Annotated in this window: 7 protein-coding genes; 6 read left to right on the top strand and 1 reads right to left on the bottom strand. The window is 59.6% G+C overall.

What is annotated here, in order from left to right; translation table 11 throughout:
• The first annotated feature begins 17 nt into the window (after nucleotides 1–17).
• The 5 genes from P6U28_RS38675 to P6U28_RS38655 all read left to right on the top strand — a co-directional run bounded on the left by P6U28_RS38675 (nucleotide 18) and on the right by P6U28_RS38655 (nucleotide 7609).
• Nucleotides 18–1025 (top strand): M12 family metallopeptidase, encoded by a 1008-nt coding sequence (locus P6U28_RS38675; RefSeq protein ID WP_407121083.1) that lies wholly within the window; start codon nucleotides 18–20, stop codon nucleotides 1023–1025.
• Between the two features lie 49 nt (nucleotides 1026–1074).
• The gene (locus tag P6U28_RS38670) at nucleotides 1075–1341 is read left to right on the top strand and encodes a hypothetical protein (RefSeq protein WP_407121082.1); all 267 of its coding nucleotides are present in this window, start codon (nucleotides 1075–1077) and stop codon (nucleotides 1339–1341) included.
• A 577-nt stretch (nucleotides 1342–1918) separates the two neighbouring features.
• A complete protein-coding gene (locus P6U28_RS38665) occupies nucleotides 1919–3079 on the top strand; it encodes a hypothetical protein (RefSeq protein WP_407121081.1) in 1161 nt (386 codons plus the stop codon).
• Between the two features lie 1005 nt (nucleotides 3080–4084).
• Nucleotides 4085–4273 carry a Fic family protein gene (locus P6U28_RS38660; protein WP_407123164.1) on the top strand — a complete coding sequence of 63 codons (189 nt, stop codon included), beginning with the start codon at nucleotides 4085–4087 and terminating at the stop codon, nucleotides 4271–4273.
• Nucleotides 4274–5476: 1203 nt separating this feature from the next.
• Entirely contained in the window at nucleotides 5477–7609 is a 2133-nt protein-coding gene (locus P6U28_RS38655; RefSeq protein WP_407121080.1) for a hypothetical protein, read from the top strand.
• A gap of 490 nt (nucleotides 7610–8099) precedes the next feature.
• On the opposite strand, the gene P6U28_RS38650 is transcribed toward P6U28_RS38655, so the two are convergent.
• The gene (locus P6U28_RS38650) at nucleotides 8100–9905 is read right to left on the bottom strand and encodes a S8 family serine peptidase (protein ID WP_407121078.1); all 1806 of its coding nucleotides are present in this window, start codon (nucleotides 9903–9905) and stop codon (nucleotides 8100–8102) included.
• A 157-nt stretch (nucleotides 9906–10062) separates the two neighbouring features.
• Here P6U28_RS38650 and P6U28_RS38645 point away from each other — a divergent pair, with 157 nt between their 5' ends.
• Nucleotides 10063–17175 (top strand): hypothetical protein, encoded by a 7113-nt coding sequence (locus P6U28_RS38645; protein WP_407121076.1) that lies wholly within the window; start codon nucleotides 10063–10065, stop codon nucleotides 17173–17175.
• The last annotated feature ends 10 nt before the right edge of the window (nucleotides 17176–17185 follow it).

Raw genomic sequence — 17185 nt, 5'->3', positions numbered from 1 at the left:
AACAGGAGGAGAATGACATGAGCGATAGCGAACAGAAACTCCGCCAAGCATTAATGAGGATCGCAGAGGTGGCTCAGGCAGCTGCGGATACCGGACGGTATGTGGAGGAGGACGATAAGCCGAATGGCGGCGAAGCGGCGCGACGTCCGCATAACCACGCGGGTGGAAAAAACGCACATTGTTCAATCAAGCAGCTGCCCGGCCGTCTAGCAGAAAAGGCGGCGAAGACTGCAACATCCATCAATCCGATGAACCGAGTTAACTTCGGCGCCATCGGCTCTGTGGCACGCGGTCTAGTACTCTCGCCGGCCGCGATTGCAGTTCTTGTTGGGAAGTATTGGGGCCCGCAACAGCGCCGGCTCACCGTCAGCTTCCTGGATGGCGGACCAAGTGATCTTCGCCGCCGGATCATTCAGCACATGAATGCCTGGAACCAAAGCGCGGGGATCTCATTCGTGGAGACCCGCGGTGTGGGAAAGGTGCGCATCTCGCGGAATCAAGCCGGATACTGGTCCTATCTCGGGACCGACATCTTGCACATTCCCAGTAATCGGCCGACGCTGAACCTCCAGGGTTTCACCATGAACACGGCGGACAGCGAATTCCATCGTGTGGTGCGTCATGAAGCTGGGCACACGCTCGGCTTCCCGCACGAGCACATGCGTGAGGAGCTGGTTGACCTCATAGACCCACAAAAAGCCTATGACTTCTTCCTGCGCACACAGGGGTGGTCTCGTGAGATGGTGGATCAGCAGGTACTGACACCGCTCAGCGAGGACTCGATCATGGCCACCCCACCGGATCAAGATTCGATTATGTGCTATCAACTTCCGGGATCGATTACCAAAGACGGTCAGCCGATCCGGGGAGGTTCGGACATCAACGCCACCGACTATGCCTTCGCGGGACAGATCTACCCGAAACTTTCATCAGAGGATGCACCGTCGATCCAAGCTCAAATGGGCCTCGCCGACGAATGGTCACCGTCGGAAGATGTGGAGGTGGACGAGGAACTGGTGCCGTAACGCTTTGCCGCACCTTGTCGATATCCAGGCCGGCCAGGACCTCCCACCCGTGCTGCACGTGCGGGTGGGAGACGTACTGATGTTTGGAGCAAGCGGCGGTCATCTTCTGGAAGGCGAGACGGCAGTCGAGCTGCTAGGTGTCTTCACGACCGGCATACTCTCGGACGACAGCCGGGTGCTGAGCCCGCTCGGACCGCCAACCAACATCTTGTTTCGTGCCCTTCAATCCGGCCAGGCCCGCATCGAGGTGATAAGGGGAGATCCATGGCAAGCTATCCCGCACCGGCACGAGATCGCGATTGTTGTCGCCGTCTGACAGACGCATCGAAGACCGCCCCTTCGAGAAAGTCTGAGCGGAACATCTTGACGGCGGGGAAATACGCGGCGGAGGCTTTTCCGGCCTGACGCCTGCTCCGCCCACGCCTGCTCGGTCGTTTCTACGTTTAGATCCGGGCACGTCGCTGATTTGTGAACAGCAACCTGATATTCTACTGTTGGTGCTATCTGGCAGCGATCGCGGCGTCTCTAGGAAAGGAGCCAGACGTTATGTTCGGAAAGCTTATCCCCTCAATCTGTATCATTGCCTCATTTCTTGTTTCGCCGGCTTCGGCTCAAACACCACCACCCTCTTCTCAGCCAACTACTTTCTCGGTTTGCGAAGGAGAGTATGAGCGGAGTTGTCCTGATCATGAGGCCTTTACCTATTGTGGCACCATAAATGGCTGGGCAGAGCAGGCTTGCAAGATTCAAAATTCACGTGAACTACCGAAGTATCGCTTGATCAAATTGCAGGACCGCCCCGGGAATAAGTGCGGTTATGGCCTGTGGAAGGTGATCTGCGTCAATTGATTTTTGAAGGTTGGCTACGAAGCTGAAGTTTGTAAGAGGCAGCCATGTCTAGAACAACACACCTTGGTCAATCGCAAACAAACGACGACACGTTTAGCTTCATTAGCCTCAAGCAGGCAAAAGATGGCCTCATACTACTTTCTGCATTGGCTTTTGCCACTTACCTGATGTTGATCTCGATTCTGGCCACGCAGATCTTTGATCCAAAGCTCTCCGACCTTTCGGCCCCTAGAGCGCGCCTCGATCAAGGGTTATCCAAAATCGCAAACAGAGGTGTACCCGAAACGTTAAAGCAATTCTCGACCACGATTACGATGGAATTCGGCAATTTGGATCCTCTCCTGGAATCAGTTCGGCAAAACTCTGGATTAGGTGAGTATGTCAAGCGGCTGGCAGATCAGCTCCATTTCTACGCCTCCGTGCTCGGAGATCAACCAAAGGCATTTGGGCCAAGAACCAAAGAGGAAATCGACTTTTTGACGCAACAGTTCGAAATTGAGAACCACGATCACTTTGGAACACATCAAGCACAAGCGCACGTAGATGAGCTTATTCGCTTCTTCCAAAAATGGATCTCCGATTGGGGGCTATCGGCCAAGAGATGCCGTGACGCGATTGGCTCAGAGTTATCTCTGTTCACTGACTTCACCGATAGGATCAAGATCGCGGCAAGTGCTCCGCAGGGAAACGGGGATTTCCCACCCTGGCCAAATCCACTAATGGGGGTTGGCATGACGAGCGGCTGCGACTTCAACACCGCTTTGTCGAACTCAGATGTGCCGAAGAGGAAACCAACAGACGAAACACTGGGCCCAATTGGTAGAATCTCTGACTGGCTTCTAAGAACCGAATCGCGGGACATTGCCTTAATGACAGGCCTTCTCGGTTTTGGACTCTTTGGTGCTGTTTCTGCCACATTTATCCGACCGCCGCTAGCGAACGATCGAGCTACGATTACGGTTTTTATTCGTGGAATGGCTGCGGCAATTTTGGTCTACTTAGTAGTTGTTGGTGGCCTAGCAGTGTTCACTCGCGAATCAGTTCCCAATCCATATGCCGTATATTTTGCGTGTCTTGTCGCTGCGGTATTTAGCGATGATGTCTGGCGATGGGCACGGCAGCGTCAGCATGAGAGCTTCGCAGGCCCGAAGCCGAAAATGAAACCGAAAACATCGCTCCACGACCAAGCAGGCGCTCACCCATAATTGAGCCCTCCAGCAGACCGACTTGTAAGAATTCCGGTGCGCTTTCGCCTGTCGCAAATCTTCTGCTTAGAGCGTGTGCGACGAATACAATCCATGTCCCGGTGCCAACATTTAGCAAACCGGACACCGCCAAAAAGGCGACCGACGAGTCGCATTGGTTCTCTTTGGGCGTCCCGAATCGGCGCTCGACCCCCATGCAATTGGGTTGCTTTACCAAAGCGTCTATTGCTTGAGCGCCTTACCTGCTCGCAACCATCTCGATGTCTCTCCGCCCTCTTTTGCGCTTGCGTCATCGATCGACTTCTTCAAATCAAGCAGCATATTCTTGACCCAGTCCATTGACGTTCGAACGCCGTGAACCGCCCATTTGAATACCAGGCCATTGCTATAAGGGCGCTCAAGAGCCCAATGAAACATTCTCAGCCAATGTGAATTGGTATGCCTTCCATGGTGCCAGCGTAGAGCCGGAAGGCTTTCCGGCCAAGACGCGTGAATGTGCCTGGCCGATACAGCATCTAGACGCCGCTTTAAAGGAGGACGATGAGCACGTGGGGACTTCCGCAAGTTCCTAACGCTACTCGCCGAAGATGAAGGGCAGCAGCGCGGTCGCAAGAGGTAAGGCGCGCCCCCCCCGAAGAGCGGCTGAAGGTGATTATTCAGGCCTATCGCAAGGCTTAATTCGGCATGTATAATGCTGTCGCTGATGACTACTGTTATCCCGGCACGACGGTCCTGAAGAATAAGCTCGATCTAACGGACAGAGACGAACTTCAGCTTTCGAGGCGGAAGCAAGCGACGTCAGAGCCGACCAGGAACTCCCCGCTGGCAAGGTGGATTTCACGCACTTCAAAGCAGTGCACGGACACCTCTTCCAGGATGTTTACGACTGGGCCGGGAAGATTCGGACGGTCCGCATGTCAAAAGGTGGCAACATGTTCTGCTTTCCCGAGAAGCATCGAGAACCAGGGGAATAGGCAGTTCGCGCAATTGAAGAAGGACTAATTTCTGACCGGCCTGGAGCCGGAGGAGTTCGCAGAAAAGGCGGCCCACTTCCTCTCCGAACTCAACGTCATCCTGGCATTCCGCGAACGCAATGGTCGCACGCAGCTTTCGTTCTTCCTCCTTCTGGCCGATCATGCCGGTCATCCCATCGACCTCGAAGATCTTGAGCCGGATACTTTCTGGATGCGATGATTGCCCAGTTTTGACGGGACGAAGGACCTCTCGCCGCGGTTATCAGCGACCTGTCACTACTAGGCCCCTATCGACACCTGTAAGGCGAAGCTGACTCAGGACCAAGGTCGGCGCCGCCTGGGGCGCACGAGGACGGCGAGGACTACAACATCTCGCTCACGGGTGTCTGCCGATACAATCGAGTAGCGGGCAGACCATCCGCAATGACGACAATACGTGGTGGATCCGACCAGCGTTTCGCGAGATGCAGCGCGTCCTGAAGAACCCTGGTTTTGTGCCTGACCTTCTACGGGTGGGGTCGAGCCGATGTCTTCCTTGACTGCTGGCAGGCTGCAGGATTCCGGCCTGTCGGCCATCTCATCTGTCCGAACCGGTAGGCCTCGTCCTGCGGGTTCGTGAAATACCATCAGGAACAGGCCTTCCTCCTTGCCAAGGGTGACGTGCCCCTGCCGGAAAATGCTCCGGCCGATGTCATCGACCGGGTCTGCACCGGCAATCGTCTGCATCCGACGCATAAATCCGCGAAGATGCTGCAACCGCTCATCGACAGCTTCTGCAAACCAATATCCTCGCGTCTCTTGCGGGCCGAAACCGTAGGAGCTGCAGGAGCCAGAGCACTGCCAGTTCAGGTTCACGGTCGACGCCCACGCGCGATGCCCAGACCACCACCGCCGACCTCAGCAAGCTCAACCGGCTGGAGGTGGCACCGACGATGTCGGGCAACTTCGGCATCGTCTACCTGGCCCGCAGCGGCGCCAAACTGTCTCCGTACACACTGGATACGGCGACCAGACCAGCAACAAGGTGCGATTCAACGACCGGGCACCGGGACAGATAGACGCCTTCCTCTCGAAGGTGGCGGAGTTTCAGGAGAAGTTCTGCAGCGTCAAGGTCAGCGTGCCGTAGCAAGGGCAGCCGCTCAGAGCGTACGCGGCCGATCAGGCCGCTCGTTGAGCGATGCCAAGGGCGGACCGCCGCGAGACCACCGTGGCCCGGCGGCGCGGCAGAGCCGCGGCAGATCAACGCAAGGAGCGACAACGACAGCCCATCGACCCTTTCACGACTGGTCGCCGGTCGCCCGCGAGCTAGCCCAAAAGTCCCATCTTGGGCATTGACGTTAGCATCGATACGACCCTAGGTTTTCCCCATTCATTCTACTGCTCGATCCGGTGGGCTCCTTCGAGGCCCATTAAGGAGACAAGCATGATTACTTATTTGATAGCCGCAGGCGGCGTGTTCGGGTTTCTCCTGACAAGGTACGTTGCCGCGAAGACCAGGGAAGGGTCACTCTGGCGCGCAGTATTGCGCAACCTTAATCGTTTCTTCCTACCGTTCGCTATTGCCGGCATAATCTTTTCCGGCCTTCAGATATGGCTCTCGCTTGCCGACGACCTCGAAGGAGCCAGCCGGACCATCCGGGAATTGGAGACGGAACTGGCCCGTTTGCGGACTTTGGCCACCTTTCTGAAACCCTCTCCGGCGTTGGAATTCTCTATTTATCTGGCCTTGATTTTTCTGTTTGTGGCACCCGTCTGGGCCAGCCATCGGACGGTAATTAGAGTCTTCAGCGGCTATCTTCGATCGGTAAGCTTCGCCTACGTCTGGCTGACGCTGCTGACCGCTCTTACCTTCTTCGGCGGCATCGTTGCAGGTCCTGATGGCCTGCTCGCCCAACGAATAGCGACAATCGAGCACCACATCGAACGGATTGATGAACGATATGCAAAGGTACTTCTGGAAACGAAAGCCGTCCTTTTCGCCGAGCTGATGCCTCGTCTCGTGAAGACCTACGAGACGAAAAAGAAGGATGATGATGACCAGCAATGGCCACACATCGTTCTCCTGGCCGACAAGCTCCGAAAGGCGCTTGGCGATCTGCCAGGACAATATCCCTCTCTGCTGAACGGGCCCGACGGCCCCCCGAACGGACCAACACCATCACCTGTACGTCCGCCGGGACCTCCGCCGGCGAGCGCTTCGGTCGCTTTGTCACTGTTGAACGTCGACGAACCGCCGATCGTCAGGCCCCTTCAGCCTCTGGAGAAGCTGCAAGAGAAACGGGCATCCCAGCCGCTGAGCGAGCGCCGTGTTGCGCCCGCGAAATCGGATGCTCCCACCGCTACACCGCTCGCTCTCCAGTCGGTCGCGCACGCGTATCGTGGGCGGATCCAGCCATTTGACCAGGCTCTTCCCCTCAAACCGACCTCGGTCGCCGTAACATTCCCGGATGCGCGGGCAACGCGGCCGCAATGGTCGCTCGAAACGGCGGAAGCGATTGAAAAGGAGCTGAAGGCGTCCTCGGCAGAAAAGCGAACTGTTCCGGAAGAACTTCTCGCTTCCACGGGAGCGCGCGCAATTGGCGCCGCCTACGAGGGAAGCGTCGACGCCATGATGGATGTTCTGAAGAACAACGAGGACCTCGGCCTGCCGGTAGGTTTCCTGGCCGGCTTTGTGGAAGCCTTTCTGAATGATTCAGTAAAGTCCGCTATCGAACGAGCCATCGAGAAGCAGAGCGCACGGCTTGCGACCGGCGCGAGCAAGCTCGCAGCAGCGGTATCAGGATTCACGGACGACGTGGCCGCCGCTGTAGCCAAGGGGTTTGGGAGCAAGCTCCGCGCCCGCACTGAAGCGGTCGTCACCATGATCGACGCCATGGAAAAAGGCATAGCTGACGCTCAATCGAAGATTCCGAACGACATGCAGGCGTTATCGATCCAGCAGTTCGAGCCTCGGTGGGGCGGTCTCGCAGCCGTCTGGGGTCAGGCGACCAATCGTCTTCCCGACGAGTTGCGCAAGCCGGCCGCAGAGGTGCTTCGCGAAATTCGTGAAGCAATCGAGAATCTTGGACCTGTCGATCGAATGACCCTGCTCTACAATTGCGAGCAGGTCTGGCTCGACTCGGCGGACACAACCCGCCTCAGCTACATCTCGGCGATGCTCCGGTGCGAGGAGCTCGCCGGGCGCACCACCGCTTCCTTTCAGCAGTCTCTCCGCAAGGCGCTTCCCGGACTACTCGCTAGCGAAATTGCCGATAAGGATCTTCTTGACATGGTTCCGTCAATGGTCGGCGATACCAAGATCAAGGAAACAGATCGGAATCAGCTAGTGGCAGCCTTGCGAAGCGCCCGATCAAACGCGGTCGGCACTCCCGGTGCAGCCGCTCGCTTCATTGCTGAAAGTCGCAAGGCTTCTCCCTCGCGTGCTCGAAGCGGATTCATGGCGGCGATAGGAGCGACTTCTTGCAGCATTCGCGGGGAGCTTGTGACGGAGCATTACGTGAACAATGTGCTCGTCTCGGTCACGCGAACTCCGATGACGCTGCCCTGTTTCCGGTAGCTGTTTCAGAGTTCTTCTCACCTCAAGAGGACCTTTATTTCGCCTCCCCGCTCGATCGCTTATCCCGGACGGACTCAAGCATGACAAAGCTCCTGCAGCTTTCGCCGGACCCGGCCGGCTCCCAGCACAACAAGCAGGCCGGCGGATTGCTCAAGGCCGGCATGCGCTGCCTAACCGTGGATCCAAACGCGGTCGAGTCCACCTCCGCTGCACAAAACCGTCAATGGACGTGTGGCGGCAGGGCCGGTCCTGCTGTACGCCGACGGGAAACTATCGTCCCGACAACATGAGCGTACACGTCGACTTCAAGTATTACTTCGATCAGATCACGCCGCACGCGCCGAGACTTGGCCGCTGACGATATCGCGCTCAAATGGGAGAAGGCCCACTATGGCGGTCGTCTATAGCTTTTTGTAGCTGTGTTCGACGCCGCAGGTTCGAGCGTGCCGCAAGGTCGAATTCGCTCCGTCGCGCCAAACTCGTGCTGCGATCAGCTTCCTACTGGTGCTTTCGCTGCTGTCACGGAATTTAGCGCATTGACGCGTCCGCGCCCCCAAATGTTCGGCAATGGCGCCGGCGGGGCGTCGGCGTGGTCACCGAGCAGCTTGGCCATCTGATCTTGCTTGAGCGTGGGCTTCACCTGCAGCATTGCCGCAACCACGCCGGCAACATGTGGAGCCGCCATACTGGTACCCTGCTTGACCGTAAATGGCTTGCCAGCAACATCGAGCTCCGGGTGCGGCTCGGCGTTGATGGCCTTCGCCGAAATGATCAACTGACCGGGCGCGCACAGGGTCGGAAATTGACGATCGTCCAACGTCGGTCCCTGGCTCGAGAACGCCGCGGGCTTGTGCAGATCGGCGGACGGTTTCGTAACGTATGCTCCAACCGAGATGGCCTTGAGCGCGGTCGCCGGAATCGTACCGGTACTCGCGGCGCTCGTTTGCGACGAGGTGAACGCGGTTGCGGGAATCCCCTTGCGTCCTTTCGGGGCACGCAGATAACCATGATAAACGCCAGCGTCGGCACTGGTCCCCACGGTGACACCCGACAAGGTAATCGACCATGTCCCAGGAGCAATCCGCAGGCCGTCCCGACGAATGGCGATGCTGATCCGGTTCTTGTCGTGGCGAGGAACGGCAATGGCGGATGCGAGACTAACGGTCGAGCGGCCCAGCGTGCGCCGCACCGAGCCCCCGCTTGCCGCGAGCGACATTGAAACGCCCGAAGGATCGGTGACAACTACATCGAACCTTTCCGCAGTCGACTTTAGGCCGTACCAGATTTCGATGTCGAGCTCCTTGGCCATCTGCCTGGCATCGATGCGGAAAGTGATTCGATCCGTGGCGCCGCGCGCGACCCTGCCCCGAACGTGCTTGTTCTTGTTTCCATCGTTGCCGGCTGAGACGACGATGGCGCGCCCCTCAGCCCCGAGCGCAGCATCAATCGCCTTTTCATCCAGGCTGCGACCGTCGCGCGCGCCCAACGGTTGGCCCAAACTGAGATTGATAACGCAGGGACAGTTGCGCGCTCTCGCTCGTTCTTGGATGTATTCGATCCCCTGCCGTATCAGCGCGAAGTTGAACTTGGTCGCGACAACGATCAGATCCGCGGCCGGAGCCATTCCGACGAAAGCTGTCGCCGGGCCGCCGGGCGAAGCGGCGCCATTGCCAGCGGCAATTCCCATGACATGGCTTCCGTGTGGATCGTCTGGCACGTCCTTGGTGCGCAGCGGCCGTCCACCCGTTCTCAACGCGTCATTTATGGCGGTTTCGGTGAATTCCACACCACTGCGAGCCGTACCGTCAACATTGTTTCCGGGAGAACCTTCCGAGGGAAAGCGGGGAGGGCGACCCGGTCGTGCCGGCACGGGTTCGAGGCGCTGGTCCCAGATCGAGAGGATTCGGGTCTTGCCATCGGGTTTGCGAAAGCTCGCATGCGTGTAATCGATGCCAGTATCGACGATGCCGATGATCACCCCCTTTCCCACTTCGCTTCCGATCACGGGCTGCAGCACGTCAGCCTTGATGTCGGATCGGCTAACGTCGAATGGCGAGTATAGCGTGCGCGCGAGCTCTATATATTCGATGCCCAGGCGGTGGACCTCGGGCAGGCTCGACAGGGGCATCTCGGCAGAGATGATGCCACCGGCCGTCGCGTGCAGCCGCATTCCCAAGGCCACAAGTTCCTTAAGATCGCCATGCCATTCGAACGTGACCGGCACCCGTGTCGTCGCCCGCTCGTGTGCGGGCGTGTCGTCGTACATCCATTGCAGATGCGGATCGATGACCGTCATGTCGCTTCTCGCAATCGGTGGAGGGTAAGACACGTTCGATATTGACCGATGAAGCGTTCTACGGCAAGTTGCAAGGGGCATCTCGGACCATTTCGTCCGACCGCATTTCTAGACTTCCTATTTTCGGACACGACGTTTTTCCTTAGGGGATTGGACCATGGCGGGCGTCGCTGGGCCGGCTAGAATTTCCTTTATCGCCATTCGCGCGATGGAAGACAGGTCGGATGGGCCGCTTGAGGCCGTCGTCATCGGCACCAACGATCTGGACGGAACCGACTGGCGCTACGTTTGCTACGATCTTGCGGTCTTCAAAAACCTTCTCAGGGATCGTGACAACCCGTTCGCTCCGAAGAACCCGCTCTACGCGGCGAATGCCCGTTATCACGACGGCAGCGACGCGAACGACCCGCATCTGGGTCACGCCGCCGTCGATGACGATCAAGACCCAACCCCGCCAGCATCTGCGATCGAACTTCGCGGCATCGCTCTGTTCACAGCATATCGCGCGCCGACCAACTATGCGGCGGAGAAGGATCCGGTCAAGCGGCAGCAGAAGGCCTGGGATGTCTTCGACGAAGGTCCCCTCGCCCGCTTCGATACGATCGCCTTGGCCCGCACGCTGGCCGACAAGCCGGCGCCGCGATGGCAGGTTTCGAAGCTCGTCATTACGCCGGCGAGCGGAAAATCAGGCAACTTCAAAGCGCTCGCGATCAGGCTTCAAGTTCGCCTCGCGTTGAACGGCCACTGGATCAGACGGAAAGTCGCCACCTCAGGCGACCGCTATGACACCCGCTTTCACGTGGGCCTCGACGTGGTCCAGGCGACAACGACACAATCCTTGTGGAAAACCGCCGCCGCGCCGAGAGGCGCGCTTTGCCGGCTTATCCAGATCGCGCTCACGATTGGTCCATGGGATCGTGGAGAACCCGCGCTCAGCATCGTTCCACTACGCTATGCAGATAGCGATTTCATCGACGCGATCGTCAAACCCGATGACGGCAATCTATCCACCGATCAGGTCGACGTAATACCCCTGTTCGTCGATCAGGGCATTCCCAGTCAACCGCCCAACCGTCCGCGCCGCGAATTCGGGCTTCGTGCGGTCGAGCACCAATTCAACAAGGACACGGGCTCCCACGACATCATCCGTGTCGCTCTGCGCTTCGAGTTAACCCTTTGGAACTATAGCGGCAAGATCGGCAGTATCCTCAAGCGGTTCTTTTCCAAACCCGAGCTCCTGCCGGTCAAAGGCCGGGTCCGCTTCTCCCAAGAGCAACGCGTCGGTGACATCGGCGCCCGCGGCCTCAAGCCGTTCGTACCGGTGCAATGGATCGTCGCCGCCCGCCTCGATCCACTCAACGTCGACCCTAAAGCGAACCCAAAACTTCAGCGACCCGATCAGATAACCGACTTCGTCATCGACGCGTTCGATGCCGTCATCGAGGATGAGCATGACAGTCTGCGCAAGGTCCGTGACGGGACGCCACTGAGCGTCATGCCCGCGCTGGCCAAACGCAAGTCGGAACGCGGAACGCCGTGGCACGCAGTCGGCTTGCTGCGCGAGAATTCGGCCTGGCGCCGTGTGATCGTGCCGACCACCGCCACCGTCAAGGATGCGGCCGATAAGCGGCGCCAAACGGCTTTCCTGTCCTTCGAGCCGCGCTTCATCCCCGATATGTGGCAGGGGGTCACCGCGTTCGAGCTCGTCGAGAAAGGCAAGTCGGACCAGGATCCGCGCTTCGCCTCGCCCTGTACGGCGACGTTCGCTCGTATGATCGCAACGGAGGGCACGGCGCCGGTCTGCAAGGCGCGCATCTCCGCCCCGTTCGTCGCCGCGAGCACCGATGTCCAGCCCGGCGCGTGCACGGACGGGCCGGCATGGCAGCCCGCTATCACGCAGACCGACGATCTCGGTACTGTGCCGACGATCAAGTTTGGCTTCTCGCTCGAAAGCACCGATGGCTCCGAGATAGCACTCGGCGCGCTGGGCTTCTCGCTTCTAAAGGCCCCCGACCTCACAATGGTCACCAAGGCCGATCTGACCGGGCTTCTTGCCCGATCCGGTGGTGACGATCTGCCAGATGCGCAATTGCAGGCGGTCGTTAAGTTCCCCATCGAGCGCGTGAAGCCAATCGGCCAGGACGACCTGCCTCCTCAGATCCGCAGGCAGTTGCTCGGTCGCCCGACGCCCATTTCGGATGACCCTGACGAGCCGCTCCTGCTCGAACTGGACTACCGCGGCGGCTCCGAGCAACCCGATGACGAAAAGCTCATTCAGGCCTTGGTCGCCACGGAATCACTCGCGCCCGGTGAAAATCAGTCGGTCTCACTTTCGCTGCGCGCGATCAGATCGACCACGACGACCAGCGCCGCTCCAAGGCGGCTCGCCTTGGTGATCGACCCGACCCCGTTCCGGGTCGCCGCCGTGGAGTATGTCGAGCCCGCTCGGGCCGCAACCGATCAGAGCAACGAAGTCGCGATATGGAGCGACGAAGGTGACGTGTCCTGGCGTGTGCTTGATCCTTCCGAGGCGGTACGGATGGTCCTGCCGCCTCAGGTCATCGGCGAGGCGATGGAGAAGAACGCAACCGCAATCGCCGGCGCACCGAAAGATATCGAACCAGGCCGCCCGGCGGCCGCGCGGTTTGGCGCGCACGCACGCCTCGAGGTCGACCCCACCTTTGCGGACACCAACTTCCGCGAGCCAGGTTGGAATCTCCGTCGTAACATGGGCTATCCGACCATGCGAACGCCGGGCTCCCGCTTGAAGGAGCTTCGGCTCGAGCTGCTCTACGGTTTGACAACGAGGATCAGCACTAACGACAAGAGCACCGACGCCTTCGTCACCGAGATCGGCGCGACGATCGGCGCGCCCGTATCTCCCGTGTCCGATACGGCGAGCGCGTCTCGCGCGACACTGAAGAGCCACCTGCAACTCGCGAGCCTCGTGCTGCGAGCCCAGCGCAGGCGACTTGCCGTCGACAAGCTCTGGAGCGGTCACCCCGATGCCGAGCTGAAGATCGAGGACGGCGTAAGTTTCAGGCTACGCACTGGAGGATTGGACCCGGCGCATGGACCCGCGACCCCTCTTCGCTGGCCCGTACAAGGCGAAATCCCGGCAGATACCGGTGGTCTAATCGAATCCAAGAAGCTCGCGCAGACGTTTTCGACCAGCCAAGACGACCGGGAGAGTTTTCCCGGCGGGGTCGCCTGGGCTTTCGAGAGCGCTAATATCCTGATGAAGGTCTACAGCCGACCGGACGCGGACGGGGGTTCGGCGAAAGGCGTCCACCTCTCCGCCCACGGCGGCTATGGCGGCCAGCGGGCGCTGTTCGACGAGAAGAAGACCGTTGTCGAGACCGAGACCGGCCAGGGCCGCGTCCACCGTTACAAGCTCGAGCGCATCGGGCGCATCGGCGGCCTCTGGAATCGAGCCAAACACGTCATCATCTATGAGCGGTCCGTCGTACCTTCCGCGCAATTCTTCAATTTCGACCCGATCGGCCTGTTACAGGACGAACACGTCGGACGCCCGATCCTTCGCAAGGTCGAGGAGTACGTCGAGCTGCTGCAGCCGGTGCGCCGCTATCCCGAGGACGGCAAGTCGATCGCAGCCGCCGGATTTCTCGTCGGCGTGGAGTTCAAGTCGGGCAAAATCCGTGTCGATAGCCGCTGGGGCGGCGATGTGCGCCGTGAAGGCTGGCAAGTGCCTCTGTGGAACAAGGCCTTCGCGAGCCTCCCTCCGGTGTTGGCCCCCACGAGGCCAGGCGATCCCCCGATTAATCCGGACGATCCCTCGCTGATCTATCCGAAGCCGCAGATTCGTTTCCTGCTGGCGGGAGAAGGCGCCGGCGAAATTTCCGTCGAGGTCGACGAGCCGGAAAAGCTTGTCTTCTACACTTCTGTGGTCGACGGCGAAAGCGGCGACGACACCGATGCATGGCGATCGGTGCGCGATATCGATTTCATCGATCTACCGCCACCGGCCGCCGGCCGTATGAAGCCCAATAGCGCCAATCTCACCGACGCCATGATTCCGTCAGAGCCGGCGCACGCACCTGGTTTCGAGCGGATGACCGTCGGCCTGGTCCGTGCGAAGGAGCCGGCTGTCCTCACCCACGGCCGGGCTCCCAGCGGCCCCGGCACGATACTCAAGAACATAACAATTGCTCGCGCCGCACCACTAACCGCCGTCGGCGCCCCAAGCCCAGTGACGACTTTCGGGCAGTCACTGACGCAACACAGTTCAGACCTACGGGCGGCCATCGATGCCAAAGTCGGCCAAGCGCTCGGTGTCCTCGAGAAACTGGATCCCGAGAAGCCTCTCACAGATGTCAAAAACGACGCCGTCGCAGCCATCGGCGCCGCGCTCGACCATCCGAGTTTCGTCGGCGATCTCAGGTCCGCGACTTCCGACGTCAAGAACTCGCTCAAGTCGATCGATCTGAGCAAGGTTGACCCAAAATCGCCCTGCGCCTCGCTGGTCAACCGCCTGAAGGATGCTGCCGAGGGACAGGTCGACCGTCTGCGCAAGATCGCCGGCGAAGCGATCGATTCCACACTCGACGGTGGCCTGAGGCCGATCCGCAACATCGCCGGCATCGTTCGCGACGTGAGCGTGTTCCTCGACAGCGAGGATGCATGGCTATCGCCGGACGAACGCGCCGACCTGATCGACAAGCTGTCGGGACTGCAGAACCGGATTGCCACCGTGGCGGACGAAGTGCGAGCGGACATCGAGCTGCTGTCAAAGCGGGTGACGGCGGATCTCGAGGCCGTCAAGGCAGTCGCCGGCGCCTCACTCGGTGAAGCGCAAGACGTGGCAATTCCGGCCGCACTCGGCAAGATCCACGATGCGTTCAAGACGCTGAAGGACGACGTTGGCACGGCGACGGTGGTCAACGATTCGATCGCGGCGTCCGCACGCGCGACGCTTGACGAGCTTCGCAAGCAAGCGCAGCAAATCGACACCGAACTTTCGCATATCGACGATACGGCAGCGCTCATGGCAGCGCGCCGCATCCTGCCGGCCATTCACGACACGTTGGGACAGGCAATCACCCTCGCCGATGGTCTTACTCACGTCGGTGCTGCGATCAGTGACGACGTGAGGGCGGCTCTCGCCTCCTACGAGGCGTCACTCAAGCAGTTCGAGGACGCATTGAAAGCCCGTCTCGGTACCGCCGGCGGATCACTCCAAGCGCTCGGCACCAAACTCGATCAAATCATCGCCGAGGCGCAGAATGCCGCGCGCGGCCTCGTCGTGTTTCTCGAAGACACGATCGACGCGGGCCTTGACGAGGCAACCAGCATCTTCGATCGGATAGCCGATGCGATCATTGCCCTCTCGGCTCCCGAAGATCCCGACGACGATGCCGATTCCACCGGCGCTATCCATCGGGCGCTGACGGCAATAGCTGACGCCAGCGGGTTGATAGAGAAGGCCGTGGTTGCGCAGGGCGAAATTGTCGCAACCGCTCTACGGAAGACACTCGACGCGCTCGCTACCGGCATCACCGCCGCGATCGATGACGTGGGGAAGGAACTCAAGGATGCCTGCGCGGTATTCGACAACTTTATAGGAGAGATACGGAAGGACGCGCAGAAGGTCGCCGATTGGCTGCAGAATGCCCTCGACGTCGACGGTTACAAGAGACGGTTGGACGATGCGGTAAAGCAAGCCATCAACGATGCACAGGGGTCCGTCGAAGACCTGAAGCGGCGTGCCGCGGAAGAAGCCGAACGCGTCACGCGCGAGGTCGAAAATCGTGCACGACAGATCTCCGGCGCGGTCCAGGAGACTTTGCGCGATGCGCTGGGAACAGATCCAGTGGAATTGGCCGACCAGGCCAATCGGCTCTATCAGGAAGGCAGCGATACCTTACGGCTCCTTCGTGCGGTCGGTGACCCTCCAAAAACGGATCGGCTCGGCTTCAATCGACCAGAAGTCGCCTACGTGCTCGCCGAGGCCAACAAGGTCGTCGACATGACCCCGGCGATTGCGCTGGTCAACCGGGTTTCGGATACGCTTGCGGCGGCCGATAAGGCCGGCAAGGCGGTCGGCGACATGCTTCAGTCGTTCGGCGTGCGACTGCCCTCGAGCGGCGTCGCCGAGCAGTTCATTCCCGACAAGCTGAAGCAATTGTCCGTGGCGGATCTCATACCGAATATGGGCGGTATCGATTTCCGCGGACTGCTTCAAAGATTTGCCTTCCCGGATCTTGACGACTCCAAGGCCATCAAGGTTCAGCACGGTTTCGACAACGTCCAGATGCGCGCCTGGCTTCAGACCGACATCGACGTCCCCTTCACCGAGCCCGCGCCCCTCCTGTCGTTCGGCCCCGTTCAGATCGTCGTCGACGAAGCCAAGTTCAATGCCAAGGCGCGGATGTCGGTTGGCCGCGACGGGACCCAAAAGATATTCAAGGGCCGCATTTTCGGCGATTGGCGAGTCGTGACCAGCGGACAGGACATCCTCACATTCCGTCAGACCGGCTTGTATTTCGACGACTCCGGCAAAATCGACTTCAAGATCGACCCGGAACGTGTCGAACTCGCCGACGCGCTCGCGTTCCTGACTGATTTTCTTGCCGCTTCCGGCGAGGGGGACGGGCTGGTCATTGAACCGCTGATGCGTGGCGGAGTGCCCGCCGGCATCGCAGCCACGCTCGACATCGATCTGCCGGACCTGCAGCTCGGCGTTTTCGGAATCTCAAACCTTTCGTTGCACATTCTGTTCGGCATCGCCGCAGTTCCTCAGTTCGAGTTGATGTGTGAACTGTCGGTCGCCACCAAGACGATGCCATTCACGCTGAGCGTCTGGATCCTCAACGGCGGCGGATTCCTGACGCAGCGGCTATCGTTTCTCCCAATCGCCAAACCTCACCCGATCCTGACATATTCGCTCGAGGTGGGTATCGTTGCCGGCGTTGGACTAGGCTTCAACTTTGGCGTGGTATCGGGCGGCGTCTGGCTTCAGGTCGGCTGCTCGATAACGATGACGTGGTCGACCGGCCCGGGTGGCAACACCACTGCAATTTCAGTTTTCATACTCGCGCGCGGCAACGTCGACGTCGCAGGCCTGATCACGGCTGCCATTTCACTGCTGCTGGAGGTCACCTATGACGGCTCGCTGATGATCGGGTCCGGAACGCTCCGGCTGAGTTTCAAGATCAGCGTCTTCTACACGCTGCGCGTCTCTCAGCACGTCGAGTATCAGTTCGCTGGCGAGAAAAAGCAGTCTGAAGGCTATTCCGATTCTTACGCTTGATTTTGTCGTA

Source organism: Bradyrhizobium sp. STM 3561, from assembly GCF_045571455.1.
GTDB classification, from domain to species: Bacteria; Pseudomonadota; Alphaproteobacteria; order Rhizobiales; family Xanthobacteraceae; genus Bradyrhizobium; species Bradyrhizobium vignae.
The sequence above is the reverse complement of the archived record's forward strand: the minus strand, read 5'-3'. Positions and strand labels throughout refer to the sequence as shown.